Source organism: Duganella sp. 1411 (genome assembly GCF_017833525.1).
Taxonomy (GTDB): domain Bacteria; phylum Pseudomonadota; class Gammaproteobacteria; order Burkholderiales; family Burkholderiaceae_D; genus Rugamonas.
In genome coordinates this window covers 52,975-78,926 of the sequence record NZ_JAFICD010000004.1, presented here as the reverse complement: position 1 = coordinate 78,926, position 25,952 = coordinate 52,975, and the positions used below count along the sequence as shown (strand labels likewise).

Sequence of the window (25,952 nt, the reverse complement as noted above, 5' to 3'; positions counted from 1 at the left end):
TAGGGTAAATTGATTTTAAGTTAACGTGGTCACACAGCTGAGCTAGCAGTAGGCAAGGCGGGGTTCGGCCCGAAGTATAGCGGAGTGCCGCGTACCGGAAATGGACCGGACACGAGGAATTTTGATTCTGCAAACAAAAACGCCAACCGGCATGGTTGGCGTTTCGTGAGGTATGTTCTTGGTGGCCCGGGGCGGAATCGAACCACCGACACAAGGATTTTCAATCCTCTGCTCTACCAACTGAGCTACCAGGCCAAGGCGCGCTATTGTAGCAGTCTTGTTTAAATTCGCCAAGCCCCCCGTCCAGCGCCGCCAGATAACGCCCCAGCGCGTCGTCCAGCGGCGGCATCAGCTGGCCCCGCTCGCTGCCCAGCGCGCTGAACACCGGTTGCGCCGCCTCCATGTCGAGCGCCATGGCGGGGCGGGCCAGCAGCCGCCCGGTCGACACCCCGGCCAGCTGCGCCGCCCGGCGCGCCAGGTCGGCCCAGCTGAGCGCGGCGCCGCTGCTCAGGTGCCAGATGCCCGCCTCGCCGTCGATCAGCAGGTCGAGGCAGGTGTCGACCAGGTCCGGCACGTACGTCGGCGAGACGATCAGGTCGCTCGCGGCGGTGAACGGCTGGCCGGCCGCCAGGGTCCGCAGCGCGTGCGTGACGAAGTTGTGCTTGTCCCATGGGCCGAAGAAGGCGCTGGTGCGCACCATCAGCGCGCGCGGGTGGACCGCCAGCACCCGCTGCTCGGCCTCGGCCTTGCTCTGGCCGTAGACGTTGAGCGGGGCCACCGGGTCGCTTTCGACGTACGGGCTGCCCTTGCTGCCGTCGAACACCAGGTCGCTGGAAAAACTCAGCAGTTCGATCGCGTGGCGGGCGCAGGCCGTCGCCAGGATCACCGGTCCCTGGGCGTTTTCGCGCAGGCAGCGCTCGGCGTCCTGCTCGGCCCGCTGCACGCGCACGTAGCCGCCGGCGTTGACCACCGCCCACGGCCGGTAGCGGCGGATCGCCGCGTCCACCGAGGCCGGGTCGGCGATGTCCATTTCCTGCCGCGTCAGCACGTGGCAGGCCAGGTGGCGCTCGGCGCACAGGCGGGCGAAGGCGCCGCCCAGCGTGCCGCTGGCGCCGCTGATCAGGATCGGCCGCCCCGGCTCGGGCGGCGTGACGTACTCGGCCGTCAGGGCCGGCCCGAACGGCATCGGCGGACACAGCAATCGCTGCGGCCGTCGCCACCAGCCCAGCCCCTGCAACACCGGACTCGACGGCGTGCGCCCGGTCGCCAGCTCGCGCATCAGGGCGGCCAGCGCGGTCGGGCGCGGTTCGGGGCCGCGCAGGTCGTAGGGGCCGTTTTCGTAGTAGCCCTTGCGCTCGGTGACCAGGCAGTTCCAGTCGTACGAGCCCAGCAGCGACCAGACGGTGACGGCGCGCATGTCGACGCCGTCGCGCCGCACTTGCTGCGCGGCCTGCCAGATCTCCAGCAGCCAGCGCAACTGGTCTTCGCGGTTGGCGTCGATGTGGGCCTCGGTGACGGCCAGCGGCAGGCCGTAGCGTTCCCACGCCTCGTGCAGCAGCGGGGCGACGCCGGGGCGCGGCGTTTCCAGCGCGCGGGCGGCGACCACGTCGGCGTAGCCTTCCGGGCCGACGTCGTGCCGCGCGTAGTGCTCGCCGCGATGGTCGAGCCAGCGCTCGCTGGTGATGTAGTAGTTGACGCCGACGATGTCCGGCGGGCATGGATGGTCGCGGAACCATTCCAGCTCGTCGGCGGTGGCGCCGCTGTCGCGCAGGTAGCGCCACAGCGCGTGCCCGGGGCCGACCATGCCGCACAGCAGGTCCCACGGCAGCCAGCGGCGGTCGTTGTAGAACTGCGCCTTCACGGCCATCTCGGGCGTGCTGTAGGTTTTGCCGAGGTCGTCCGTTTGCACGAGCTTGGCGCGCGGATTGACGGCGCGGATCGCTTGCATCGACAGCGCCACGCCCTTGCATTGGTTGAGCAGCGCGCGCACGAAGCTGCGGTCGCTGCGCTCGTGCGGATACCACAGGCCGTACAGGCCGCAAAAGCGCGCGGTGGTGCACGGTTCGTTGACGGGCGTGTACTGCTCGACCCACGGGTAGCGCCGGGCGACGGCGCCGGCGTAGGCGGCCAGCTTGTCGGGGAAGGCGGGATCGACCAGGCTGGTGTCGCGCGGGCCGCTGCCGTGGTGCACCAGGCCGACGATGGGGTCGATGCCCAGGCTGCGCAAGGCCGGCAGGCGCTCGTCCGGCCACGACCAGTCGGCCTTGTCGAGGCCGTCCGGCGCGATCAGCTCCCACAGCACCGGATAGCGCAGCGCGGTGATGCCGAGCGACGCGAAGCGGTCCAGGTCGCTAATTCTACCGGCGTGGCCGTTCTGGTCCATCTGGCTGAAGTAATTGTCGCGCACGCGGTTGACGGTGGCTTCCAGGCCGCCCCACAGCGCCAGTGGGGCGGGCTCGTGCACGTCGTTCTTCTTAGTCATGGGATCGCTGGAGAGTCGAACTTGCAAATAGTATGGACAAGAAAATCACAGTCCGGCGCAGCATTGAACAATGGCTACTTTGCTTGACACCAATATTGTCGAGGTATAAATTCGATTGCTGTGCAATCCACTTGGACGGGAGCGGTATGAAACGAGCGGCATGGTTGTTGACGGCGGGTTTGATGGTGGCGGGCGCGGCGCACGGGGCGGCGTTGACGCCCGTGCAAAAACAGCTGCGCGAGATTTATCAGGAGCTGGTCGAGACCAACACCACCGATTCGGCCGGATCGTGCACGGTGGCCGCGACCAAGATGGCCAAGCGCCTCAAGGCGGCCGGCTACAGCGACGCCGACCTGCGCATCGTCGTGCCGCCCGGCGGGCCGGCCAAGGGCAACCTGGTCGCGCGGCTCAAGGGCGACGGCAGCGCCAAGCCCTTACTGTTATTGGCCCACATCGACGTGGTCGAGGCCAAGCGCGAGGACTGGACCCGCGATCCGTTCAAGTTGATCGAGGAGGACGGCGTGTTCTACGCGCGCGGCGCCTCCGACGACAAGGCGATGGCGGCGGCCTTCGTCGCCAACATGATCCGCTACAAGAAGGAAAAGCCGGCGCTCAAGCGCGACCTGGTCATGGCGCTGACCTGCGACGAGGAACTGGTGCCGAGCAAATTCGACGGCGCCGAGTACCTGCTCAAGCACCACCGGCCGTTGATCGACGCCGAGCTGGCGCTCAACGAGGGCGGCGGCGGCATGCTCGACAAGAACGACAAGCCGGTGCGCCACGGCATCCAGGCCGGCGAGAAGGTGTACCAGAGCTTCCAGCTGGAGGTGACCAACCCGGGCGGCCACAGCTCGGCGCCGTATCGCGACAACGCCATCTACCATCTGGCCGACGGGCTGTCGCGCCTGGGGCAGTTCGCGTTCCCGTTCAAGCTGTCGGACGTCACGCGCGCGTTCTACCAGCGCATGTCGACCATCGAGCAGGGCCAGGTGGCCGCCGACATGAAAGCGATCCTCAGCGATCCGCCGGACCAGGCGGCGCTGGAGCGGCTGTACGCGCTCCATCCGATGCACAACTCCACCGTGCGCACCACCTGCGTGGCGACCAAGGTCGATGCCGGCCACGCCGACAACGCCTTGCCGCAGCGCGCCCGCGCCACCGTCAATTGCCGCATCCTGCCGGGCGAGCCGATCGACGAGGTGCAGGCCACCTTGCAGCGCGTGCTGGCCGACGACAAGATCAAGATCACCCGCATCGGCGAGGGCGTGATTAGTCCGATGCCGCCGTTGACGCCGGCGTTGATGAAGGCGGTCGAAGAGATCAGCAACGACATGTGGCCGGGCGTGCCGGTGGTGCCGACGATGTCGACCGGCGGCACCGACGGCCGTTTCCTCAACAACGCCGGCATCTGGACCTATGGCATCAGCGGCATGTTCCACGGGCCGGAAGGTTCGGGCGCGCACGGCTTGAACGAGCACCTGCGCGTGAAGTCGCTGTACGACGGCCAGGAGTACCTGTACCGGCTGGCCAAGCGGCTGGCCACCGAGTAGGGCGCGCGGCGTTTAAAGGTTGACGGTGATGCTGCGGAATTTGCGCAGCGCCGGCGGTGCCTCCTTGCAGGGCGTGCCGCCGGTTTTTTCGTCGCCGTCGTCGCTCAATAGCTGGAACGATTTGCCGTCCGCCAGCGCGAACAGGGCCTCGGGGCGCAGGCTTTTGCCGATGCTGGCCGCCAGCGCAATTGGCGCCGTGGCAGGTGACCACTTGAACAGTTTGAAGACGCCCTCGGAATCCCTCGGCCCGGCCACGATCAGATACGCGCGCAGCTTGTCGGCGTAGTCGATGCTGCGGATGCCCAGGCCATCGAGCGGCAACTCGATGGCCGGTCCGAACACCGGCGCCTTCGCCGCCGCGCCGCCGATCGCCAGCAGCTGGTCGGGATTTTTCAGCGTCAGTATCAGCGCCTTGCCGTCGACCACGGGGCTGCGCAGGCCGATCAGCAGATGGCCATCTGGCGTCGCCGCCAGGCCTTCGATATTCAGGCCGCCCTCGTCCTCGGGCGAGATGCGCGCCGCCTGGTCCAGCCGGTATTGTTGAAACGGCGGATGGGCGGCGATGGCGTCGAGCAGGCCGGTGTAGGGGGTGCCGGCGATGGTCAGCACGATCGCATCGCCCTTGCCGACGATATCGGTGGCGAAGAGCTGGCGCCGCTCCGGCCGCGCGCGCGCCTTCTTGTTGGCGCCGTGCGAAGCGATCCAGTAGATCCGCCGCCCGATCAGCGCCGCGCCTTCGATATCGGACTCGCGCTGTTTTTCGCCGGGGACGCGCAGCACGGCGGACAGGTCGAACAGCTGCACCGGCGCGCCGGAACGGTCGCTGCGATACAGGCGCAGGATGTTGTCCTCGTCGTTGGCGACGACGAAATGATGGTCGTCGACGGCGATGCCGGCGGAGGCGTCGCACATGCCGTAGTGCTCCAACGGTGCCGCGGCCGACGCGCCGGGCAGGGCCAGCAAGCCTGCGAGGACGCAGGCGGCTTTTTTAATGTTGGCCATCTTGATCTCCTGGGGAACGGCATCGGGGCACGGCGAAAAGGTCGGCGGCCCCGCCATATTTGCTATGCTAGCGTCTTTCCGCGTTCCGGTGCCGCAGCGCTGGCGCGGAGCCTATTTACGGAGTAGCCGCTATGGTCTCGTTACAAGAGCAGTTTTTGAAGGCAGGCCTGGTCGACAAGACCAAGGTCAAACTGGCCAACCAGGAAAAGAGCAAGCAAAAAAAGGTGGAGCGCCGCACCGGCGAGCAGACCGTCGACGAGGCGCGGCTGGCGGCGCTGGAGGTGCAGCGCAAGAACGCCGAGCGCGCGAGAGAGTTGAACGCGCAGCGCGACGCGGCGGCCAACCAGAAGGCGATCGTCGCGCAGATCGCGCAGATGGTGCGGCAGAACCGCCAGGACAAGGGCAGGGGCGACATCCCCTACAACTTCACGCACGGCACCAAGATCGAGCGGATCTTCGTGTCGCCGGCGGTGCGCGAGCATCTGGTCGCGGGGCGGCTGGTGATCGTGGTGTTGAACGGGACGGTGGAACTGGTACCGCGCGTCATCGCCGACAAGATCGCCGAGCGCGACGCCTCGATGGTAGTGCGGGTCAACAAGGCCAGCACCCAAGTCGACGAGGACGATCCGTACGCCGCGTTCCAGATCCCCGACGACTTGATGTGGTAAAAAATCCGGGGTCAGGTCCACCAATTCTACACGGCCTGGACGGTATCGAGCGTTAAGGTACAGCTCGTGTAGAAATGGTGGACCTGACCCTGGAGTTATTCTTTCTTGAGCGTGCGCTCGAACAGCTGGTAGATGCGGCGGTACTGGTCGTACCAGCTTTCGGCGTGCACGTAGGCGTGGCGCTCCAGCGGATACGAGGCCAGCTCCCAGTTGTCCTTCTTTAGTTCGATGAAGCGCTGTGCCATGCGCACCGAGTCCTGGTAGAAGACGTTGTCGTCGACCATGCCGTGCGCGATCAGCAAATGGCCTTTGAGCTGGTCGGCGTATTCGATCGGCGACGATACCTTGTACGCTTCCGGATCCAGCTCCGGCGTGTTGAGGATGTTGGCGGTGTATTCGTGGTTATAAGTGGTCCAGTCGGTGACGGGACGCAGCGCCGCGCCGGCCTTGAACTGGTCCGGCGCCCGCAGCATCGCCATGAAGGTCATGAAGCCGCCGTAGCTGCCGCCGTAGATGCCGACGTTGCCGGCGTCGCCCTGGTGGTTGGCGACCATCCAGTTCACGCCGTCGATGTAGTCCTCCAGCTCCGGATGGCCCATCTGGCGGTAGATCGCCGTGCGCCAGTCGCGCCCATAGCCGAGCGATGCGCGGTAATCCATGTCCAGCACGATGTAGCCTTTTTCCACCAGCAGGTTGTGGAACATCTGCTCGCGGAAGTAGACCGGGAAGCGCCGCGTGACGTTCTGCAGATAGCCGGCGCCGTGCACGAACATCACCACCGGATATTTTTTGCCCGGCTCCAGCGTGGCCGGGCGATACAGCTTGGCCCAGATCGGATCGGCGCCGTGCGTCGACGGGACCGCGACGATTTGCGGCGTGATCCACTCCCGCGCCTTGTAGTCGGCGTTGCGGGTGTCGGTCAGTTGTTTGGCGGCGCCGCCGCCGCTATCGACGGTGGCGATTTGCGCCGGCATGTAGGCGCTCGAGTAGCGCACCAGCAGCTTGCGCCCGTCCGGCGATAGCGTGAAGCTTTCCACGCCGCCCAGCGAGGTCAATTCCTTCAACGCGCCGTTGCCGGTGGCGCTGGAGCATACCTCGTAGGTGCCCGGCAGCTTGGGATTGCACAGGAAGTAGGCGGTCTTGCCGTCGGCCGACCATTCGACGTCGCTGGCTTCCCACTTGCCCGAGGTGAGCGCGCGCGCGGCCGCCGTGCCCGCGCCCACCGCGGGCCGCAGGTAGATGTGGGCGTAGCCGCTTTCCTCCGACTGGTACCACAGCGTGCTGTTGTCCGGTTGCCAGCCGAAGCCGTTGCCGCGGTTGTTGACCCACGCGTTGTCGGTCAGGCGGTGCAGCGGCCGCAGGGTGGCGGCGGCCAGGTCGACGGTGGCGATCCAGCGGTCCTTGTTGTCGATCGCCTGCGCCATGACGGCCACCTGCTTGCCGTTGTCGCTCCAGCGGATCGATTCGTCGCGGCTTTCGAAGCGCACGCCGCGATTGCCTTTCAACGGATCGAGCTTGCGCGCGGCGCGCATGTCGGCCAGCGGGTCGACGTCGATGCCGGGCAGGGTGTCGAACGACAGCTCGGTCACCTTGCGCGTGGCCAGTTCGACCAGTTTGAGTTGCTGTGGTTGCGGGCCTTCGTCGCTGACCCGTTTGCGTTCGTCGTCGGTTTCCTCGTAGCCCGATTCGGTGACGTACTTCGGCAGCTTGCCGACGCGGCGCTTGTCGCCGTCCTTGGCGTTGGTTACCACCAGCAGGTAACGGCCGTCAGGCGACAGCGCGCTGGTTTCGATGACCACCTTCTCGCCCAGGTAGACCGGCAGCGGCGCGCGCGTGGGGTCGGCCTCGCGCTCCTGGTTGCGGCGGTCGCGGGTGGCGTCGTGCTCCTCCTTCAGGCGCGCCAGCGTGGAAAGCAGGCGCAGTTGCAGGTCGCGCCGCGCGCTGGCGTCCGGCGCGGCGTCCGGGTCCTTGGCGGTGCGCAGCACGGCCACCGGCGACACCAGGCGCGCGGCGCGGCTCCAGCTGAACCAGTCGCTGCCCACGCGGAACTGCACGCTGGCGCCGTCGGCCGCGTATTGCGGGTCGGCGGCCGGCGTGGTGCCGCGCAGGATCTGCGTCAACGCGCCGCTTTTCAGATCGCGTTCGAACAGGTCGCCGTTGCGCAGCAGGATCGCGCGCGTGCGATCGCGGTTGTAGACCGGGTCGGCGCTGTCCAGATTGGCCAGCTGCTTGTCGTCCACCGGTTTCGGCGCGCCGCCGGCGATCTGGAAGGTGTCGCGCAGCGGCGAGCCGGCGCGTTTTTGCTTGAAGTAGACCTGGCGGCTGTCCCAGCCCCACCATGCCGATTCGACCGGGTTGCCGATCCAGTCGGGATTGGCCATGGCCTGGTCGAGGGTGATCGGGGTGGGGGTGGCCGCATGGGCCGTCAACGTGGTGAACGCGACGGCCAGCGTGGTGGAGAAGGGCAGGACAAAACGCATTGATGGTTCGCTTTGAAGTTGGGTGAACGGGAGCGCCGGATCGCGGCGCGTCCACGATTCTAGCCGAACACTCAGTTGCGGGCCATCTTGTCGCGCAGGCCGTCCCTGGCGTCCGGCCCGCCGCGGCGTGGCGCCATGCGCAGCGCCAGCATCAGGATCAGTCCCGCCGCCAGGTATAGGCCGATCAGCGCGGCCAGCATGGCGGCGCTGTCGCCCCAGGCCAGCAGGCGCGCGCCCAGCGCGGGGCCGAAGGCGCCGCCCAGCATCCCCACGCCGCCCACCAGCGCGATGCCGGCGGCGGCGCGCCGGCGGTCCAGCAGCGCGGTGAGGATGGCCACCAGCAGCGGCAGCGCCGAGGCGATGCCCAGAGTCGCCAGCGCCAGGCCGGCCAGCGACCAGGCCAGGCCGTCGTCGGCGGCGATGGCCAGACCGAGGCCGCCGGCGGCCAGCACCATGCAGGCGATGAAGTGGCCGCGCCGCTCGCGCCGGCGGTCCGAGTCGTGGCCGATGGCGATCATGCCGGCGATGCCGGCGACACCGGGAATGGCGGCCAGCAGGCCGCCGGCGCCCCAGTGCCGCAGCAGCGCCGGCGCCCAATGCGCCAGCGCGCAACTGGCGCCGGTCAGCAGCAGCATGGCCAGCGCCAGCAGGCCGATGGCGGGATCGCGCAGCAGCGACCAGATGACGGCCAGCGCCGATGGCGGTTCGTCCTCGTCTTCGTCTTCGTCGGCGCCGGCGAGCGCCGCCTCGTCGCGGTGCAGGTCCTGCGCCACCATCTGCTGTTCGAATCCCGACAGCCATTTGGCGTCGTCGGGATGGTCATCGAGATAGAAGTAGGCGGCGATGCCGAGCAGCGCGGCCGGCAGGCCTTGCGCCAGCAGCAGCCATTGCCAGCCTTGCATGCCGCTGTGCAGATGCAGCGCTTGCCGCAGCGCGTCCGACAGCGGCCCGGCGACGATGCCGCCGACCAGCGTGGCCGACGCGAACATGGCGAACACGCGGGCGCGCCGCGCGGCCGGATACCAGTAAGTCAGGTAGAGGATCACGCCGGGGAAGAAGCCCGCTTCGCTCATGCCGAGCAGGAAGCGGATCGTGTAGAACTCGAGCGGCGTGCGCACCAGGGCGCCGGCGGCGGTGGCCGCGCCCCAGCCGAGCATCATCCGCAGCAGCATTTTGCGTGCGCCGATTTTTTCGAACAGCAGGTTGCAAGGCACGGCGAACAGCGCGTAGGCGATGAAGAACACGCCGGCGCCCCAGGCGAAGACGTGGTCGCCGAACCCCAGGCTGTCCTGGATGTGGCGCCGCGCGTGGTCGACGTTGACGCGGTCGATGTGGGCCACCACGCAGCACAGCATCAGCAACGGCAGCAGGCGCCAGCTGATCTTGCGATAGATCGCGGCCATGCCGGCGGCGCCGCGCAGGTGCAGGAGCGTGGCGCCGTGGTTCACGATGCGGGGGCAAGAGTGGTCTGCATGTAGCCGATATTAGCCGTGCCTAATTTGTTAGGCAAGCGTTAGGCGCAATGGGGAACTCAAAACAACAAAGGATGAGCTGGTGCACCATAATGGCACGTGGCGGCGCGGCGTCATCGGCCATGGCTGCGTCGCCGACGGCACGTACATGGCGGATTACGCTGCGCTAATCCGCCCTACGTGGCTCCTAGGTGATTTAACGTTTCGGGCCGTGCGACAGGGTTAGACGCGGATCGAACCGGCGCCCATCGCGCGGACGTTGTGGCCCATGCCGGCCAGGTTGCGGCGCGGACGCAGCTCCGGCTTGGTGGCGGCGTCGCCGTCCTCCTGCGCCAGGAACTGCGTGCCGATCTCGAACCATTCGTCGCTGGAGATGACCTTTTGTGCCAGCGGCAGCAATTCCTGTTCTTCCTTGTCCAGCCGCTTGAGTAAATTCTGACAATACAGGTCGATCGTGCGGCACAGGAACTTGCCCTGAGAGGCGCTGCGCCGCATCGCCCGCCGCAGGCACTTGTGCACGGCGTTGAGCATGGCGCCGCCCAACCGGCTGAGCGTTTCGAGGTCGTTGATCAGCGCGGCGCAGTTGGAGTCGGCCGCGCGCACCGCCGGCATCAGGCAGGCCTCGACCTTGCGCTGGTGGCGCGCTTCGGCAAAGGTGGTCAGCTCCTTGAGCTGCGACTCGATGAACACAGGATCGATCTCCTGCGGGCGGCGCGCGATCGACTGCACATGCTGCAGCAAGCGCGCGATGAAGTGGCGTTCTTTCTTTTGTTCGATGGAGAGTGTCAGTAGCACATAAGTGGCAGTTAGCATAACGTTTCCCGTATTCGTCTGACTTCGGCTGCGCGGCGAGCGTGGAATGCTGTGCGGTTCAGCGCGACTATCGGTTTACCTTAGCGCCGAGACGGACTCATTCAACGTCGATTTACAATTGTTCACAACTAGTTAAAAGGCAATAATTGTGCTGCAATAATAAGCGTCCAACTTCGAAGATTACCGGCGGGGAAAACGAGTTATACACATGCCATGCCGGTCATACTCATGCGTGCTCTACCTGGCTGAGTGGGAAATTATGCACCCATTTTGTTCGACCTGGAATGCGTTTACGATTGACTATCAAAAAATATTTTGTATCAGCCGCGCCCGCAGGGGCGCGGCTTTCTTGCCGCGTCGCGGCGCAATGGTGGCGGAGATTACGCCGCCTGCGGCGCGCCCAGGTAGAGGCCGCGCGGCGCGCTTAAACCCTGCTTGACCTGCTTGCTGATGTCGTCGACCAGCACCTCGTCCTCGCCGTTTTGCAGCGCGGTGACGATCGCCAGCGCGACGTCGGCCGGCGCGGTTTTCGGCGCGTCGATGGCGGCGACCATGTCGGTGTCCATGTAGCCCATGTGGGCCGCCAGCACCTGCGTGTTTTGCGCCGCCAGATCGATGCGCAGGCCGTTCGTCAGCGCCCAGGCCGCCGCTTTGGAGACGCTGTAGGTGCCCGTGGCAGGCATGCTGATCCAGGCCAGCGCCGACAGCACGTTGACGATGGCGCCGCCGCCGTTGTTCTTCAGCGCGGGCGCGAAGGCCTGGCTCAGCGCCATCGGGCCGAAGAAGTTGGTGTCCAGTTCTTTTTGCATCACCCGCAGCGCGTCGGGCGCGGTCACATCGGTGCCGCTGAAGATGCCGGCGTTGTTGACCAGGATGGTCAGGTCGGGAATCGCTTGCACGGCGGCGGCGATGTCGGCGGCGCTGGTCACGTCCAGCTTGATCGGCGTGACGCCGGGCAGGGTGACCGATGCCGGATCGCGGGCGCCGGCGTAGACCTTGCGCGCGCCCGCTTTGAGGGCGGCTTCGGCGATGGCTTTGCCCAGGCCGCGATTGGCGCCGGTGACGAGGACGACGGAGTCTTTGAAGTTCATGATGGTTCCTTGCATAGGTTAGACAACGGGTTAAAAAGTGGGATGGCACACTACAATATGACCGGTCATCTTAAAACCGGCGATAAAAAAACGCGGCGTCGCCGCCGCGCTGGAAAGCTTGGTCAAACTCCGGTCAACAGACGCTCCATCATGACCATGAAGCGGTCCAGCGGTGCACGGTTCTTTTCCACCTTCGCGCGCAGCACCGCGCCCTGCCAGGCGTCGGCGGCGAAGTTGGCCAGTTGCGCCGCCGGCTGGGCGCCGGCGATGCTGCCGTCGCGCTGGCCTTCTGCGATGATGCGCTCCAACAGGCCGGTCAAGGCCGCGAACGACAGGCTGGTCTGCTCGCGGATCAGCGGACTCTGGCTCGACAATTCGGTGCTGAAATTGCCCAACATGCAACCAGCGCAGAACTCTCCAGCGACATTCTGCTCGATCAGGTCGCCGAAGTAGCCGCGCAGGCGCTCCAGCGGCGCCAGCGACGCATCGAGCAAGAAGCCACGGGTTTGCACCGCCGCGGCGGAATAAAGTTGCAATACTTCCACGCCCAGCGCTTCCTTGCTGGCGAAATGGTTGTAGAAGGAACCTTTCGGCACGCCGGCCGCTTGCGTGATGTCCTGCACGCTGGTGGCGTTGAAGCCCTTGCTGTGAAGCAGGTGCAGACCGGCGGTGACGATTTGTTGTTTGACGTTAGGTTTCGGCATGTGCTTAATATGACCGGTCGTCTTAAATCCGTCAAGGATTATTTTGCTGCCAGCGAATTGGCCCCCGAGGGGCGGCAGTCCGGGCAGCCCGTAAAGTTGCGTAAAGTAACAAATTACTTGCCCCGGCGCGAACTTGGTATGATGCTCGGCGACCGGCCGCTCGTGGACTGTAACGCTCGAAACCGGAGTGCCTGCCACCCCGGCGGCGCGCATGGCGGCGTTGCAAATGCTCGCGATAGCCCGCTATCGCTGCGCTTTGCGCCTTGCCCTGCGCGCCGCCGGGGCGTCCTTCACTCCGGTTTCTTCCGTTACAGTCCACTAGCCGGTATTTTTCTATAACGTCGGAGATCCCCGAATGAAATTACCCCTGCTGTTGCTTGGGACCGCTGTCGCGGCCTCCAGCGCCATGGCCGCGCCGCGCGGCTTCACCGTGGAAGACCTGGTCAAGATGGAGCGGGTCGGCAGCCCGGTGCTGTCGCCGGACGCCACCCGCGTCGTCTACACGGTGCGTTCGACCAATCTGGACAAGAACCGTGGCAACACCCAATTGTGGATGCTGGACTTGCGCGCGCCCAAGGCGGCGCCGGTGCGTCTGACCCAGGCCGACGCCAGCAGCAGCGATCCCGAGTGGTCGCCGGCCGGCGACGCCGTCTACTTCCTGTCGGCCCGCTCCGGCTCGTCGCAGGTGTGGCGGCTGCCGCTGGCCGGCGGCGAGGCGGCCAAGGTCACCGACCTGCCGCTCGACGTCGACAACTTCCGGCTGTCGCCGCGCGGCGACCGGCTGGCGCTGAGCCTGGCCGTGTTCCGCGATTGCGCCGACCTGGCCTGCACCAAGGCGCGCCTGGACGCCAAGGCCAAGGACAAGGCCAGCGGCAAGGTCTACGACAAGCTGTTCGTGCGCCACTGGGACACCTGGGCCGACGGCCGCAACAACGTGCTGTACTCGGCGCCGATCGACGCCAGCGGCAAGGTCAGCGCGCAGCCCGTCAGCCTCAGCGGCGCGCTCGACGGCGACGTGCCGTCCAAGCCGTTCGGCGACCATGACGAGTACCACTTCAGTCCGGACGGCAAGACGGTGGTGTTCTCGGCCCGCATCGCCGGCAAGACCGAGGCGTGGTCGACCAACTTCGACGTCTACACGGTGCCGGCCGCCGGCGGCGCGCCGACCAACCTGACCGCCGACAACCCGGCCTGGGACACCAAGGCCATCTATTCGCCCGACGGCAAGACGCTGGCCTATCTGGCGATGGCGCGGCCGACGTTCGAGGCCGACCGCTTCCACCTGGTGCTGCTCGACGTCGCGACCGGCAAGAAGCGCACCGTCGCCGACGGCTGGGATCGTTCGATCGCCGACTACCGCTGGACCCCGGACGGCAAGGCGCTGCTGGCCGTGGCCGACGATGTCGGCCAGCACCCGCTGTTCCGCATCGACGCCGCCAGCGGCAAGGTCGACAAGCTCACCGGCGCCGGCTATGTCAGCGGCTTCGACGTGGCGCGCGACACCGTCGTCATGGCGCAGACCAGCCTGGCGTCGGGCGCGCAGCTGTACAAATTCAAACTCGGCGGCGACGCCGCGCAGGCCGCGCGCCTGACCGACGTCAACGCCGCCGCGCTGGCCGACGTCAAGTTCGGCGAGTACGAGCAGTTCTCGTTCGCCGGCGCCAACGGCGAGACCGTCTACGGCCACGTCATGAAGCCGTGGGACGCCAAGCCCGGCGTCAAGTATCCGATCGCCTTCCTGGTGCACGGCGGCCCGCAGGGCAGCTTCGGCAACTCGTGGAGCTACCGCTGGAATCCGCAAGTGTACGCCGGCGCCGGCTACGCCACCGTGTTCATCGACTTCCACGGCTCGACCGGCTACGGCCAGAAGTTCACCGATTCGATCAGCGGCGACTGGGGCGGCAAGCCGCTGGAGGACTTGAAGAAGGGGCTGGCGGCGGCGGTGCAGAAATTCCCGTGGCTGGACCGCGAGCGCAGCTGCGCGCTGGGCGCGTCGTACGGCGGCTTCATGATGAACTGGATCGAGGGCAACTGGTCCGACGGCTTCAAGTGCATCGTCAACCATGACGGCGTGTTCGACACGCGCGGCATGGCCTACGCCACCGAGGAGCTGTGGTTCACCGAGTGGGAAAACGGCGGCGCCTATTACGACGTGCCGGCCCAGCACGAGAAATTCAACCCGGCGCTGCAGGTCAAGCAGTGGAAGACGCCGATGCTGGTGGTGCAGGGCGACCTGGACTTCCGGATTCCGACCACGCAGGGCCTGGGCACGTTCACGGCGCTGCAGCGGCAGGGCGTGCCGAGCAAGTTGCTGGTGTTCCCGGATGAGAACCATTGGGTGTTGAAGCCGGCCAATTCGCTGTTGTGGCACCACACGGTGATCGATTGGCTCGATAGCTACCTGAAAAGGTAAGCCGTTACCCCGAAGCGCAGCCAACGCAATCCGTGCCGCCGTGGTTTTGGGGTCGGACCCAACGGGGTCCGACCCCGCCCGGCGCGGGTTGCGCCCGGCCGTGCGGGCTGCGCCTGCCGCCACCACACAAGGAACCCCATGAAAACAACGATGACCACGATCGCGCTGGCGTTGACCCTGGCGCTGGCGCATGGCGCTGCCTGCGCCGCGCCCGCCACTCCCGCGCCCCGCGCCGAGAACGCCTACCTGTCGCAGCAAGACGCCGCCGCCCGCTCGGCGCGCGTCGGCAATGTCGATTACACGCTCGAGTTCGCGCTGACCGGCGGCGAGTCGTTTTCCGGCACCACCACGCTGGCGTTCGACCTGAGCGACGCCGGCCAGCCGCTGACCATCGATCTCGACAAGGCCACCATCGCCAGCATGACCGTCAACGGCAAGGCCGTCGCGCCGCGCTACAACCAGTGGTTCATCACGCTGGCGCCGGCCGACCTGAAGGAAGGCCGCAACACCGTCACCATCGCCTACACGCGCCCGCACAGCACCAACGGCGAGGGCCTGCACCGCATGGTCGATCCGGTCGACGGCCGCGTCTACACGTATTCGCACTTCGAGCCGGCCGCCGCGCACCAGATGTTCGCGCTGTTCGACCAGCCGGACCTGAAGGCGACCTTTCAGGTCAGCGTGACCACGCCGGCCGACTGGGTGGTGTCGTCGACGATGCGCGAAAGCGGCGTGACCGAGGTCGCCGGCGGCAAGCGCTGGACCTTCCCGCGCAGCAAAAAACTCAGCCCGTACAACTTTTCGATGCACGCCGGCCCGTACAAGGTGTGGGAGGACACCAGCGGCCCGTATCCGATGCGGCTGTTCGCGCGGCAGTCGGTCGCCGCGCAGGTGTCGCCCAAGGACTGGTTCAACTACACCCGCCGCGGCCTGAAATTCTTCGACCAGTACTTCGGCGTGCCCTACCAGTTCGAGAAGTACGACCAGCTGCTGGTGCCGGACTTCCTGTACGGGGCGATGGAAAACGCCGCCGCGATCACCTTCGGCGAGCGCAGCTTCCTGCACCGGGACGAGATGACGGCGGCGCAGCGCGAAAGCCTGGCCGGCGTCATCCTGCACGAGATGGCGCACCAGTGGTTCGGCGACCTGGTGACGATGAAATGGTGGAACGGCCTGTGGCTCAACGAGAGCTTCGCCTCCTTCATGGGCACCTTGGCCACCGCCGAGGCCACCGAGTTCGGCAACGCCTGGCAGGGGTTTTATTTGGACGGCAAGCAGAGCGCCTACGAGCAGGACCAGCGCGTGACCACGCATCCGATCGAAACGCCGGTGCCGTCGACCGCCAACGCCTTCGACAACATCGACGCGATCACCTATTCCAAGGGTGCCTCGACGTTGAAGCAGCTGCGCCACCTGATCGGCGAGGAGGCGTTCCGCCAGGGCGTGCACAATTACCTGGTCAAGTATTCCTACCAGAACGCCAGGCTCGACGACTTCATCGGCAGCCTGAGCGCGGCGGCCGGCCGCGACCTGGGCGCGTGGACCAAGGAATGGTTGTACGAGCCGGGCGTGAACACCATCGCCGCCGAGTTCAGCTGCGCCGGCGGCAAGATCGCGTCGTTCAGCGTGCGCCAGAGCGCGCCGGGCGCCGCCATGCCGACCTTGCGCGAGCAGCGCGTCCAGATCGGCCTGTTCAAGCTGGGCAAGGACGGCCTGGCGCTCGACCGGAACCTGGCGGTCACCTACAACGGCGCCACCACGGCCGTGCCGGAACTGGCGGGCGCGGCCTGTCCGGACCTGGTGTATCCGAACTACCAGGACTGGGGCTACGCCAAGGTGCAACTGGATAAGAAGTCGTTCGCCACCGCGCAAACCAGCTTGAACAAGGTCGACGATCCGCTGCTGCGCTCGATGTTGTGGCAAAGCCTGTGGGATAGCGTGCGCGACGGCAAGCTGCCGCTGAACGCGTTTTTGACCACCGTGCTGGCCAACGCCCCGGGCGAGAAGGATTACACGTTGCTGGGCAATATCGTCGACAAGACCCTGCAGTCCGACGCTTATCTGAAGAAGATGGGGCCGGCGGTCGCCGCCTACCGGGCCAAAGTGGGCGGGCAACTGGAGCGGATGGCGTTGACGGCGGCGCGCGCGGCCGGCGCCGACAAGAATTTCCAGCGCCTGTGGTTGTCGACCTACGTGGGCGTCGCCAGCAGTCCGGCGGCGCTGGCGCGGCTGGCCGACATCCTCGATGGCAAGCCGGTGGTGCCGGGCCTGAACGTCAACCAGGATCTGCGCTGGGATATCGTGACCCGCCTGAACCGGTTCGCCTATCCGGGCAGCGAGGCCTTGCTGGCGGCCGAGCGGGAGCGCGACAAGTCCGACAGCGGCCAGGCCGCCGCGCTGGCCGCGCGCGTGATCCGGCCGGACGCCGGGATCAAGGCCGAGTGGCTGGCCAACATCGGCGATTTGCAGACCAAGCTGCCGTTTTCCAAGGTCCGCGCGGCGATGGGGGTCATGTATCCGGCCGATCAGCAGGCCTTGAGCGAACTGAGCGCGCAGCAACGCCTGGACACGCTGGCGCGGCTCGACCAGGCCGCCGGTCCGGTGTTCATGCGCGCCTACGCGGGCAAGATGCTGCCGGCGACATGCACGCCGGCCAGCGTGGCGCGCCTGCAGGCGGCGATTGTTAAATTCCCGGACTTGTCGGCGGGCACCAAGCGTTCTCTTTTGGTAACTCATCAGGAGGATGTCCGCTGTGTTGCCATCAAGAAATCTATGACAATATTTTAATTGCCGTCTGATTTTTTGGAAAAGCCAGCCGGGCGGCTGGCTTTTTTTTCGTCCACGCGCTTTGCCGGAGGATGTCCGCAACTACGGTGACCGTAGGGGGAAGATGCGCGGAGTTGCATTGTGTGCCGAGTTTTTACGCAGGCCGGCGCCGGCGTTCCTTCTGGACTAGTTTTGTAAAAGAACAACACCAGAATGATCAAATTCGCACAATTGCATGACAACTTGATGACATCGCTTTCATAGTAAAACCGATATTTTATTTGGTGACTTTTTATAATTAGAAAACAATAATTGTTCATCTTCGGTTACCCGAATTGTGTTGTTTGTTTATATTCATTGTTACCTACAAAAAGTAGACAAAGGTTCCGGCAGGCATCATCCATGCGGACCACGGCGCCATTACTTCACCAAAAGGGCAGTGCAATGAACCACTTCAAGCAAGCGCAGTTGAAAAAAATCACCGGCGCCGCTCTCGGCGCCCTTGCGCTGATGAGCGCCACGCCGGCCATGGCCGCCGTGATCGATTTCGAATCCATCGCGCCGTCGATCTACGGCGGCACCGACACCCTGAGCGAGGCCGGCTACACGATGACAGTGATCGACACGCCAACCAGCGGTCCGGCCGGCACCGGCCTGGCCGGCGCCGTCGGCACCGGCGACGATCCGTATCAGTGCGCGGTCGCGGCCTGCCCGACCGGCAACGCCAGCAACTTCTACATGGGCGTCAACGACGGCAGCCTGAAGGTGGCGCGCGGCGACAACGCGGCGTTCCAGGTGTCGAGCATCGACTACGCCTTCCTGGCGCCGGTGGGCGGCCTGCCCAGCTTTTCCTACGGCCAGCTAACCCTGGTGGGCACGCGCGCCGACGGCGGCACCATCTCGGCCGCCTACGATTTCCCCTTGCTCGACGCCTCGGGCAGCTCGCCGTTCCGCACCACCGCGCTGACGGCTTTCGGCAACATCGGCCTGAGCAGCCTGGTCATCAGCTCCTGCCTGTTCGATGGCGCCGGCGGCTGTTACAGCCCGCTGGCCGGAGCGGAAAACCAGGCGCAGTTCGCCTTCGACAACCTGAACCTGAACGCCGTGGCGCCGGTGCCGGAGCCGGAAACCTACGCCATGCTGGGCCTCGGGCTGGGCCTGGTCGGCCTGCTGTCGCGCCGCCGCGCCAAGGCGGCAACCCACGCCGCCGCCACGATCCACGCCTGAGCAAGGAAACACACCACATGAAACTCCGTCCTATTTCCGCCGCCGTCCTGACCCTGGCCGCCCTGCTGAGCGCGGCCGCGCCGGCGCACGCCGAGGCCGAGCGCCGCTCCTACATCGTCCAGCTGACCGACAAGCCGGTCGCCACCTACACCGGCCAGGTGGCCGGCCTGGCCGCGACGATGCCGGCCCAGGGCCAGCGCCTCAATGTCGACGCCGCCGCCGTGCAGGCCTACATGAGCTATCTGGACACCAAGCAGAGCGCCGTCATCAGCACCATCAACGCCGCCGACATCACCCATAAATACGACGTCGTCTTCAACGGCTTCGCCGCCATGCTGACCGACGACGAGGTGCGCGCGCTCAAGAAGAACAGCGGCGTGGCCGCCATCACGGCCGACTCCATCATGGAACTCGACACCAGCTACACGCCGACCTTCCTCGGGCTGGACCAGGCCGGCGGCCTGTGGGATCAGCTGGGCGGCAAGGGCGCCGCCGGCGAGAACGTCATCATCGGCATCGTCGACGGCGGCATCTGGCCGGAGAACCCGAGCTACGCCGACCGCGTCGACGGCAACGGCAACCCCAGCCACAGCGGCTCGACCGTCGTGTACGACGCGCCGCCCGCCAGCTGGAAGGGCGCGTGCGACATCGGCGAGGGCTTCAGCGTCGCCAACTGCAACAACAAGCTGATCGGCGCGCGCTACTACAAGCCGGCCGACCAGCAACTGCACTGGACCGAGTTCCTGTCGGCGCGCGATTCGGTGGCCGGCGCCGAGGGCCACGGTGGCCACGGCAGCCACACGTCGAGCACGGCGGCGGGCAACGCCGGCGTGACCGCGCTGACCGGCGGCCTGAACCTGGGCAAGGTGACCGGCATGGCGCCGCGCGCGCGCATCGCCGCCTACAAGGTGTGCTGGACCGACGCCGTCACCGGCAAGAACGGTTGCCCCACCGCCAGCAGCGTGGCGGCGATCAACCAGGCGGTCAAGGACGGCGTCAACGTCATCAACTTCTCGATCGGTTCGAGCGCCGGCGGCGGCACCTTCACCGACGCCACCGAGCAAGCCTTCCTGGGCGCGACCGCGGCCGGCGTGTTCGTCTCCACCTCGGCCGGCAACCAGGGGCCGGGTGCGACGGCGCCGGCGCCGGTCGGCCACATCAGCCCGTGGCTGGCCTCGGTCGGCAACTCGACCCACAACCGCCTGTACCTGGCCGACGCCGTGACCGGCGCCGGCGACACGCTGACCGGCGCCTCGAGCAACGCCAACACGCCGTCCTCGCCGCTGGTGCTGGCCAAGGACGCCGGCCTGCCGGGCGCCGATCCGCTGCAGTTGAGCCGTTGCTACGGCCCGGCCGACGACGCCGCGCTGTCGCTGCTGGACCCGGCCAAGGTGGCCGGCAAGATCCTGGTGTGCGACCGCGGCGGCAACGTGCTGGTCAACAAGAGCGCCAACGCCAAGGTGACCGGCGCGGTCGGCGTGGTCATCGCCAACATCGAGGGCAGCGCGGCGACCATCATCAACCAGGCGCACTCGCTGTCGACGGTGCATATCGTCAAGGAAAAAACGGCCGTGCTGAAGGCCTACATCGCCGCCAATCCGAACACAGCGGTCGCCGCGCTGGGCAACCTGCGCGCCACCTTCGATCCGACGGTCAAGGCGCCGATCATGTCGGGCACCTCTTCGCGCGGACCGAACGTGGCCAACGCCAACATCCTCAAGCCGGACATGACCGCGCCGGGCACCGACATCCTGGCCGCCGTCACCGCCGACCTGACGCGCGCCCAGCGCGACGCCGTCGCCGGCGGCGCGCCGGCCCCGGTGACCGACTGGGCCTTCTACAGCGGCACCTCGATGGCCTCGCCGCACGTGGCCGGCGTGGCCGCGCTGCTGCGGCAGCTGCATCCGAGCTGGACGCCGTCGGCCATCAAGTCGGCGCTGATGACCAGCGCGACCGACACCTACAGCGACGGCCTGACCACCAAGGTCGGCTGGGACGCGACCGCCACCAACGCCGGCATGCTGCCATGGGGCCAGGGCGCCGGCCACATCGCGCCGAACGGGGCCGCCGATCCGGGCCTGGTGTACGACATCGCGCCGGTCGACTACGCGCGCTTCCTGTGCGGCCAGGGCCTGATCTACACCAGCGCCCAGTGCACCTCGATGGGCGGCGCGCTGGCCGCCTACAACCTCAACCTGGCCTCGCTGACCGCCGCCAACGTGCTCGGCACGCTGAGCATGACGCGCACCGTCACCAACGTCGGCGCCACCACCGCCACCTACAACGCGACGGCGTCGCTGCCGGGCTTCACGGTGTCGGTGCAGCCGTCCACCCTGGTGCTGGCGGCCGGCGCCTCGGCCAGCTTCACCGTCAAGCTGACCCGCACCAGCGCGCCGCTCGACACCTGGGCCTACGGCGTGCTGAACTGGAAAGACGGCAGCCACGTCGTGCGCAGCCCGCTGACCGCGCGCGCCACCGGCCTGTCGGCTCCGGCCGCTGTCTACAGCGAGGCGGCCGCCGGCAGCAAGGTCGTCACGGTCGGCACCGGCTTTGCCGGCGCCATGAGCGCGGTCAAGGGCGGCCTGCTGCCGGCCACCCGCGAGACGCGCACCATCGCCACCGCCAACACCAACGTCAGCAACACGGCGCTGTGCCAGGCCGGGCCCGCGACCGGCGTCAACCTGCATCCGGTGACGATCCCGGCCGGCGCCATGCTGGCGCGCTTCTCGCTGTTCGATGCGGACACGGTCGGCGCCGTCAGCGGCAACTCGGACCTGGACATGGTGCTGATGCGCGGTAACACGCCCGTCCTCAGCAGCGGCGGCGACACCGCCAACGAGACGATCCAGATGGTGGCCCCGGCCGCCGGCGATTACAGCGTCTGCGTGATCGGTTACCGTCCGAACGGCGGCCAGGCCAGCTACACGTTGTCGAGCTGGGTGGTCGAGCCGTCGACGGGCGGCAACCTGAAGGTCCTCTTGCCGAGCTCGGCCACCGTGGGCGGCACCGCGACCGTCGCCATGAGCTGGTCCGGCCTGGCCGCCGGCAAGCGCCACGTCGGCGCGGTCAACTACATGCTGGGCGGCGCCAAGCAGGGCATGACGGTGATCGATGTCGACACCACCGATCCGCTGCCGCTGTTGCAGAACTCGCGCAACAAGGAGGCGCTGGCGTTCTAAGCGTGAGCTTGTTGTAGCGAAAACCCGCGCGACCCGATGGTCGCGCGGGTTTTTTGCTTTAATCCGCCCGGCGCGGTTCCGTCGTGAAGGGGGCGGCGGGATTGACGACGCAGACGCCGGCGCGGCAGCTGGCGCCGGGGTCGCTGATCATCGAGCAGGTCGACATCATGTGTTCGCGCTCGTCGTCGGCGCGGCGCGCGGCCGCGTGCTGGGCGACCAGCGCCTTGAGCGCGGCGCCGTCGCTGTTTTTGCTCGACCAGGCCAGATAGCGCTCCGGGCCGCCGCAGGCTTTGGCGCCGGCGCCTATCGTGTGGCAGTCGCTTTGCGTGGCGCAGCTGAGGTCGGCGTTGGCCGCCAGGATTTTCTGCCACAGCTGTTCGGTCTTGCCGGCCGCCGGCGCCGGCGTAGCCGGGGCGGGGGGCGGCGCGCTGCCGCAGGCGCTGGCGGCCAATGTCAGCAGGCTTGCGGCGGCAAGGCGAAGGAAGCGGGGCGGGAGGGCGGTTTTCATCGTTTCATCATGAGCCAATCGCCGCCGCTTTACAAGGGGTCGGTCAATCGTGCTTTGCGCGCCAGGCCGTCCGGGCCGAACAGGACGACGAATTCGGCGTCGTCGGGCTTGCCGTTTGCCGATGGCTTGGGCGTGAGCCTGGGATAGCGGTAACGCCACACCTGGTAGCCGCTGTCGAAGCGCACCACGGCGGCGGGACCGAGCGCGGCGCGCATCCGTTCGGTGTCGCGATGGGTGTCCGCGACCGCGACCGTGCCGGCGGCGCCGGGTGGATCGTCCATGTAGTCGAATTGCACCAAGGTATCGTCGGACCAGCGCCGGTCCCATAGCGGCGCGTAGTAGCTGCGGTCGAGCAACACCTGGCAATCGCAGAAGGGCAGCGTGTCCGACGTTTGGGTGCCGCCCGCGTACAGCATGGCAAACGGCAGTTGCTCGGTGCGCGCGCCGTCGCGCAAGGTGGCGCCGAACAGCGGCCGATCGGCGAAGAGCAGGTAATTGCCATCGGGCGAGGCGCAGACGCGGTCGGGATCGGTGAGCAGCGCGCCCAGCCAGGCGAAGACGTTGGCGTTGTTCGAGACCAGTCCGGCCTGGACGCCGACCAGGCATTCGAGGCGCAGGTCGCCCAGCCGCCGCATGCCGGGCGGCACGCTGGGACTGCGCACTTGCGCGCGCCAGGTCAGCGTACTGGTCTTGCTGCTGGCGACGAGGGCGGCGTCCTGCCGCAGCGCCTCGCCGTCGCGCTCGAGGGTGAAGGTGTGGTCGGGCGCCACCGCGACCGGCAGCGCCATCGTGTCGCCGACCACGCGCAACGTGATGCCGTCGAGCCGCGTGGTGGGCAGGCGCGGCAGCAGTTCGAAGCGCAAGGTCGCGTTTGGCGCCAGCGCGCGGTCGCGCTCGAAGCGGTCCATGCCGGCGAGCATCTTGCGGTAGGACTTGTCGACCGGATCGCGGGTGGCCGTGACGGTGACTTGGGCGGGGGACTGCTGGCCGGTGGCGGCGCCGGCGCAGCAGGCCAGCGCCGACAGCAACAGGCCATGCAAGCAAAAGTGCTGGGCATTCGGCAACGTCGTCTCCGGCTACATGGCTTTTCATGTTAGCGCCGGTGGCCGTTTGGCGGCGCACCGCTCAGGGCGGGCGTCGCCTTATTACTGGTGTTCGAGCCTCCATGTGCCCGATGCGGTGCCGGCGGACCAGGCGCCGCCGATGCTGAACAGCGATTCAAAGGCGCCGCTGAAGCTGGCGCCTTTGACACCGTTCACGGTGAGATAGAAAGTGCCTTTGCCGTTGACGTCGATGTCGCCGTGAACGCTGAACAGGCCGTCCCCGCAGTCTGCGTCCAGCTTGCCGGTCTCGCTCACTGTTCCCTCGCATTTGCCGCTGTAGGCGCCTGAATACGATCCGGCCCAGGGGCCGGCGAAGCGTTCGATATTTAAATTCCGGCGTCCTTGTTTGGCGCTGGCGTAGCCAATCAGCTCACTACTTGCGATATAGCTCGTTTTGCTGCCGTCGGTGGCCACCTGGTTGATGCGGCTGACGGATTTGATCAGGCGATAGGTCGACTTGTCCCGCCATACGGTTTCTTCGTGGGTTTCGGTATAGCCGTAGAACGGCACCGGGAGGCTCGTTGATACGATCTTGATCGTGTCAAAGGTGCCGGCGTTGACCGTGATGGTTTCCAACGCTACCGCCTTATTGGTCATTTTTGCCTCGTTCTCGTACGCGCAGTTGCCATTATCGACCTTGCTGTAGCTTTCGCTCCATTCGGCCCCGACCTTCATATCTTTCGGTGCGAGGTAGGTGACCGCCGTGTAGTTGACGCTGCAGCTTTGATCCTTGGTCGCCATCAGCGAGCCGTCGGATCTGTAGTGAAATTCCGTGCTGGGCGAGGATTGAGTCGCCAACGCGGCTGTCTCCATCCATGAGCCGTCGTTGCCGACCTGGCGTACCGCATAGGTGTAGGAGCGCGTGGCCTCCGGCGTCGGCGCTACGGGCTGCTCGCCCGTGGTGAAATTGAGCCCTTGCCGGTACGAATAAAAATCGCCGACCGTCGGCACGATATCGACCACCGGACGGGTATCGACGACCGTGGCGGGCGCGTTCGGGCTGGCGGCGCCGGAACCGCCGCCGCCGCCGCAGGCGGAAAGGGTGGCGGCGATGGCGAGCAATATGCTGAGACGTTTCATGATGACCTTGGCTGGCAGGCCGGCGGGGCGCCGGCGCAAAAAGGCCGCCATCGTATCAGCTTGACAAGGTCTTGTCGAACTTTTAATTTCTGATTTGCATTGGATGTTGCCCTTCGATCCAGCGCGACAGCTCGCGCCCGAACACCCGCGCGCGCGCCGTGTCGACCTGGCGCCGCTTGTAGGCGTCGTGGCTGGCCGGGCCGGCCAGGCTGCGCGCGTAGCTGGCCTGGTCCATCAGCTGGATCTCGTACTCGAAGAAGAAGCCGACGTCGTATTCCTGCTCGGCGCCGGCGCCGACGTTGGCCTGGTCCGGCTGCACGTGGATCATCTTGCGCACCGTCACCTGGATGCTGTTGAAGCCGCTGCCGCTGTGCGGATTGTCGCAGCGCGTCTGCGGCTGCGCCAGCTCGGCCAGCTCGGCGTCCATGGTTTGCAGCAGCGCCAACGGATAGTCGTCGCTGTGCTCGATCTGGGCGCGGTATTTGTTGAAGATCTGCTTGGCCGCCTCGAGGTCGAGCAGGGTGTTGCGGGTGCGCTCGGCGTCGACGTTGGTGACCGACAGCAGGTGCGCGCGCTGCAAGGTGCGCAGCGCCAGCAGGCATTCGAAGCGGGTGGCGAACACCAGCCGCACGCCGAGGTGGTCGAAGATGTCGGCGGCCAGGTAGGCGGCCTTTTGCAGCAGCTTGAGCAGGATGCTCTTGCGGCCCTTGTTGTCCTTGCGCTCGTAGTGCAGCATCGGCAGGCAAACCTCGCCGTCGGTGAGGAAGTGGCGGTCGCCGTCGTGCCGGATCACCTCGTCGAGCGTGGCGAACACCTGTTCGCGGATGGCGTGGAAGTGGCGCAGCTTGAGGTTGTTGTCGATGTAGAAGATGCCGTGCATGACCTTGAGCACGGCGCACGACCACATGCGCCGCACATCGACGTTGTGGCCGCGCAGCGAGGCGTACACCAGCAGTTGCAGCGGATCGTCGGGATGGCTGACCTCGTCCGGTATCAGGTCGGCCCGGCCCGGTTCGAGGAAGGTGCAGGCGATGAACTCGACCGCCTCGCGGTGGGCGCGGGCGATGATGGCCGGCGCGGCCGGCTGCTCCAGGTCGAAGCCGTACTCGCGCACGAACTGGCGGGCGTCGTGGAGGTTGCGCAGCGCCAGCGCGCCGAGGTCGATGGCCGACACGCCGTTGGCGATGGCGTTCAGGTAGCTCCAGTTCAGCGAGAACCTGCCACCGCTCTTGAGCGAGGCTCGTAGTTCAGTCATGGCGTCCTGCATGGGCTGCGATGTCCCAGTATTGCAGCCCGTTCCGCGAGCGTCAATTGTTACGGCCGCTTACGGCCGCTTATGGCCGCCGGTGTCTCTTATTGCCCAATAGCAAATAATTAGGGTTTTGTTTTTCGCAAGCTTATAATGGCGGCCTTG

The 25,952-nt window shown here is 66.7% G+C and carries 17 protein-coding genes and 1 tRNA gene; 6 read left to right on the top strand and 12 right to left on the bottom strand.

From position 1 onward, the window contains the following. Nucleotides 1-179: 179 nt before the first annotated feature. Both JOD97_RS21210 and JOD97_RS21205 read right to left on the bottom strand, forming a co-directional pair. Nucleotides 180-255, bottom strand: a tRNA-Phe gene (locus JOD97_RS21210). Then, the gene (locus tag JOD97_RS21205; RefSeq protein WP_229264624.1) at nucleotides 221-2,482 is read right to left on the bottom strand and encodes a family 1 glycosylhydrolase; all 2,262 of its coding nucleotides are present in this window, start codon (nucleotides 2,480-2,482) and stop codon (nucleotides 221-223) included. Before JOD97_RS21205 ends, JOD97_RS21210 begins: the two co-directional genes overlap by 35 nt. A gap of 146 nt (nucleotides 2,483-2,628) precedes the next feature. Here JOD97_RS21205 and JOD97_RS21200 point away from each other — a divergent pair, with 146 nt between their 5' ends. Beyond that, nucleotides 2,629-4,032, top strand: coding sequence for a M20/M25/M40 family metallo-hydrolase (locus tag JOD97_RS21200; RefSeq protein WP_209722921.1), 1,404 nt, complete (start codon nucleotides 2,629-2,631; stop codon nucleotides 4,030-4,032). A 12-nt stretch (nucleotides 4,033-4,044) separates the two neighbouring features. Here JOD97_RS21200 and JOD97_RS21195 read toward each other — a convergent pair whose 3' ends face one another. Beyond that, nucleotides 4,045-5,034, bottom strand: a complete 990-nt coding sequence (locus tag JOD97_RS21195) for a DUF3616 domain-containing protein (protein WP_209722920.1) — start codon at nucleotides 5,032-5,034, stop codon at nucleotides 4,045-4,047. A gap of 131 nt (nucleotides 5,035-5,165) precedes the next feature. On the opposite strand from JOD97_RS21195, the gene JOD97_RS21190 reads away from it, so the two are divergent. Next, on the top strand, nucleotides 5,166-5,702 hold the full coding sequence (locus JOD97_RS21190) for a DUF2058 domain-containing protein (RefSeq protein WP_209722918.1): 537 nt from the start codon (nucleotides 5,166-5,168) through the stop codon (nucleotides 5,700-5,702). A 95-nt stretch (nucleotides 5,703-5,797) separates the two neighbouring features. On the opposite strand, the gene JOD97_RS21185 is transcribed toward JOD97_RS21190, so the two are convergent. The 5 genes from JOD97_RS21185 to JOD97_RS21165 all read right to left on the bottom strand — a co-directional run bounded on the left by JOD97_RS21185 (nucleotide 5,798) and on the right by JOD97_RS21165 (nucleotide 12,262). Beyond that, entirely contained in the window at nucleotides 5,798-8,182 is a 2,385-nt protein-coding gene (locus JOD97_RS21185; RefSeq protein WP_209722916.1) for a S9 family peptidase, read from the bottom strand. A 71-nt stretch (nucleotides 8,183-8,253) separates the two neighbouring features. Next, on the bottom strand, nucleotides 8,254-9,630 hold the full coding sequence (locus JOD97_RS21180; RefSeq protein ID WP_373999908.1) for an MFS transporter: 1,377 nt from the start codon (nucleotides 9,628-9,630) through the stop codon (nucleotides 8,254-8,256). Between the two features lie 246 nt (nucleotides 9,631-9,876). Then, nucleotides 9,877-10,467 (bottom strand): hypothetical protein, encoded by a 591-nt coding sequence (locus JOD97_RS21175; protein WP_209722914.1) that lies wholly within the window; start codon nucleotides 10,465-10,467, stop codon nucleotides 9,877-9,879. Between the two features lie 380 nt (nucleotides 10,468-10,847). Next, nucleotides 10,848-11,558, bottom strand: a complete 711-nt coding sequence (locus tag JOD97_RS21170) for an SDR family oxidoreductase (RefSeq protein ID WP_209722912.1) — start codon at nucleotides 11,556-11,558, stop codon at nucleotides 10,848-10,850. A gap of 122 nt (nucleotides 11,559-11,680) precedes the next feature. Beyond that, on the bottom strand, nucleotides 11,681-12,262 hold the full coding sequence (locus tag JOD97_RS21165; RefSeq protein WP_209722909.1) for a TetR/AcrR family transcriptional regulator: 582 nt from the start codon (nucleotides 12,260-12,262) through the stop codon (nucleotides 11,681-11,683). A gap of 355 nt (nucleotides 12,263-12,617) precedes the next feature. On the opposite strand from JOD97_RS21165, the gene JOD97_RS21160 reads away from it, so the two are divergent. The 4 genes from JOD97_RS21160 (at nucleotide 12,618) to JOD97_RS21145 (ending at nucleotide 21,847) form a co-directional block, all read left to right on the top strand. Further along, entirely contained in the window at nucleotides 12,618-14,675 is a 2,058-nt protein-coding gene (locus JOD97_RS21160) for a S9 family peptidase (protein ID WP_209722907.1), read from the top strand. Nucleotides 14,676-14,813: 138 nt separating this feature from the next. After that, nucleotides 14,814-17,462, top strand: coding sequence for an aminopeptidase N (pepN, locus tag JOD97_RS21155; RefSeq protein WP_209722904.1), 2,649 nt, complete (start codon nucleotides 14,814-14,816; stop codon nucleotides 17,460-17,462). Between the two features lie 423 nt (nucleotides 17,463-17,885). Further along, complete coding sequence (locus JOD97_RS21150) at nucleotides 17,886-18,668, top strand: NF038120 family PEP-CTERM protein (RefSeq protein WP_209722901.1); 783 nt, start codon at nucleotides 17,886-17,888, stop codon at nucleotides 18,666-18,668. Between the two features lie 17 nt (nucleotides 18,669-18,685). After that, on the top strand, nucleotides 18,686-21,847 hold the full coding sequence (locus JOD97_RS21145; protein WP_209722898.1) for a S8 family peptidase: 3,162 nt from the start codon (nucleotides 18,686-18,688) through the stop codon (nucleotides 21,845-21,847). 58 nt (nucleotides 21,848-21,905) lie between these two features. On the opposite strand, the gene JOD97_RS21140 is transcribed toward JOD97_RS21145, so the two are convergent. The 4 genes from JOD97_RS21140 to JOD97_RS21125 all read right to left on the bottom strand — a co-directional run bounded on the left by JOD97_RS21140 (nucleotide 21,906) and on the right by JOD97_RS21125 (nucleotide 25,793). Continuing rightward, nucleotides 21,906-22,355 (bottom strand): hypothetical protein, encoded by a 450-nt coding sequence (locus tag JOD97_RS21140; RefSeq protein ID WP_209722895.1) that lies wholly within the window; start codon nucleotides 22,353-22,355, stop codon nucleotides 21,906-21,908. 29 nt (nucleotides 22,356-22,384) lie between these two features. Beyond that, nucleotides 22,385-23,419, bottom strand: coding sequence for a hypothetical protein (locus JOD97_RS21135; RefSeq protein WP_229264623.1), 1,035 nt, complete (start codon nucleotides 23,417-23,419; stop codon nucleotides 22,385-22,387). 81 nt (nucleotides 23,420-23,500) lie between these two features. Continuing rightward, the gene (locus JOD97_RS21130; RefSeq protein ID WP_209722892.1) at nucleotides 23,501-24,589 is read right to left on the bottom strand and encodes a hypothetical protein; all 1,089 of its coding nucleotides are present in this window, start codon (nucleotides 24,587-24,589) and stop codon (nucleotides 23,501-23,503) included. A 31-nt stretch (nucleotides 24,590-24,620) separates the two neighbouring features. Beyond that, entirely contained in the window at nucleotides 24,621-25,793 is a 1,173-nt protein-coding gene (locus JOD97_RS21125; protein ID WP_209722888.1) for a TIGR04552 family protein, read from the bottom strand. Nucleotides 25,794-25,952 lie beyond the last annotated feature (159 nt).

What these genes read in the sequence shown, in the direction of transcription:
- JOD97_RS21205 (WP_229264624.1), bottom strand. Translation starts at nt 2,482, where the DNA reads ATGACTAAGAAGAACGACGTGCACGAGCCCGCCCCACTGGCGCTGTGG.
- JOD97_RS21200 (WP_209722921.1), top strand. Translation starts at nt 2,629, where the DNA reads ATGAAACGAGCGGCATGGTTGTTGACGGCGGGTTTGATGGTGGCGGGC.
- JOD97_RS21195 (WP_209722920.1), bottom strand. Translation starts at nt 5,034, where the DNA reads ATGGCCAACATTAAAAAAGCCGCCTGCGTCCTCGCAGGCTTGCTGGCC.
- JOD97_RS21190 (WP_209722918.1), top strand. Translation starts at nt 5,166, where the DNA reads ATGGTCTCGTTACAAGAGCAGTTTTTGAAGGCAGGCCTGGTCGACAAG.
- JOD97_RS21185 (WP_209722916.1), bottom strand. Translation starts at nt 8,182, where the DNA reads ATGCGTTTTGTCCTGCCCTTCTCCACCACGCTGGCCGTCGCGTTCACC.
- JOD97_RS21175 (WP_209722914.1), bottom strand. Translation starts at nt 10,467, where the DNA reads ATGCTAACTGCCACTTATGTGCTACTGACACTCTCCATCGAACAAAAG.
- JOD97_RS21170 (WP_209722912.1), bottom strand. Translation starts at nt 11,558, where the DNA reads ATGAACTTCAAAGACTCCGTCGTCCTCGTCACCGGCGCCAATCGCGGC.
- JOD97_RS21165 (WP_209722909.1), bottom strand. Translation starts at nt 12,262, where the DNA reads ATGCCGAAACCTAACGTCAAACAACAAATCGTCACCGCCGGTCTGCAC.
- JOD97_RS21160 (WP_209722907.1), top strand. Translation starts at nt 12,618, where the DNA reads ATGAAATTACCCCTGCTGTTGCTTGGGACCGCTGTCGCGGCCTCCAGC.
- pepN (WP_209722904.1), top strand. Translation starts at nt 14,814, where the DNA reads ATGAAAACAACGATGACCACGATCGCGCTGGCGTTGACCCTGGCGCTG.
- JOD97_RS21150 (WP_209722901.1), top strand. Translation starts at nt 17,886, where the DNA reads ATGAACCACTTCAAGCAAGCGCAGTTGAAAAAAATCACCGGCGCCGCT.
- JOD97_RS21145 (WP_209722898.1), top strand. Translation starts at nt 18,686, where the DNA reads ATGAAACTCCGTCCTATTTCCGCCGCCGTCCTGACCCTGGCCGCCCTG.
- JOD97_RS21140 (WP_209722895.1), bottom strand. Translation starts at nt 22,355, where the DNA reads ATGAAAACCGCCCTCCCGCCCCGCTTCCTTCGCCTTGCCGCCGCAAGC.
- JOD97_RS21130 (WP_209722892.1), bottom strand. Translation starts at nt 24,589, where the DNA reads ATGGCGGCCTTTTTGCGCCGGCGCCCCGCCGGCCTGCCAGCCAAGGTC.
- JOD97_RS21125 (WP_209722888.1), bottom strand. Translation starts at nt 25,793, where the DNA reads ATGACTGAACTACGAGCCTCGCTCAAGAGCGGTGGCAGGTTCTCGCTG.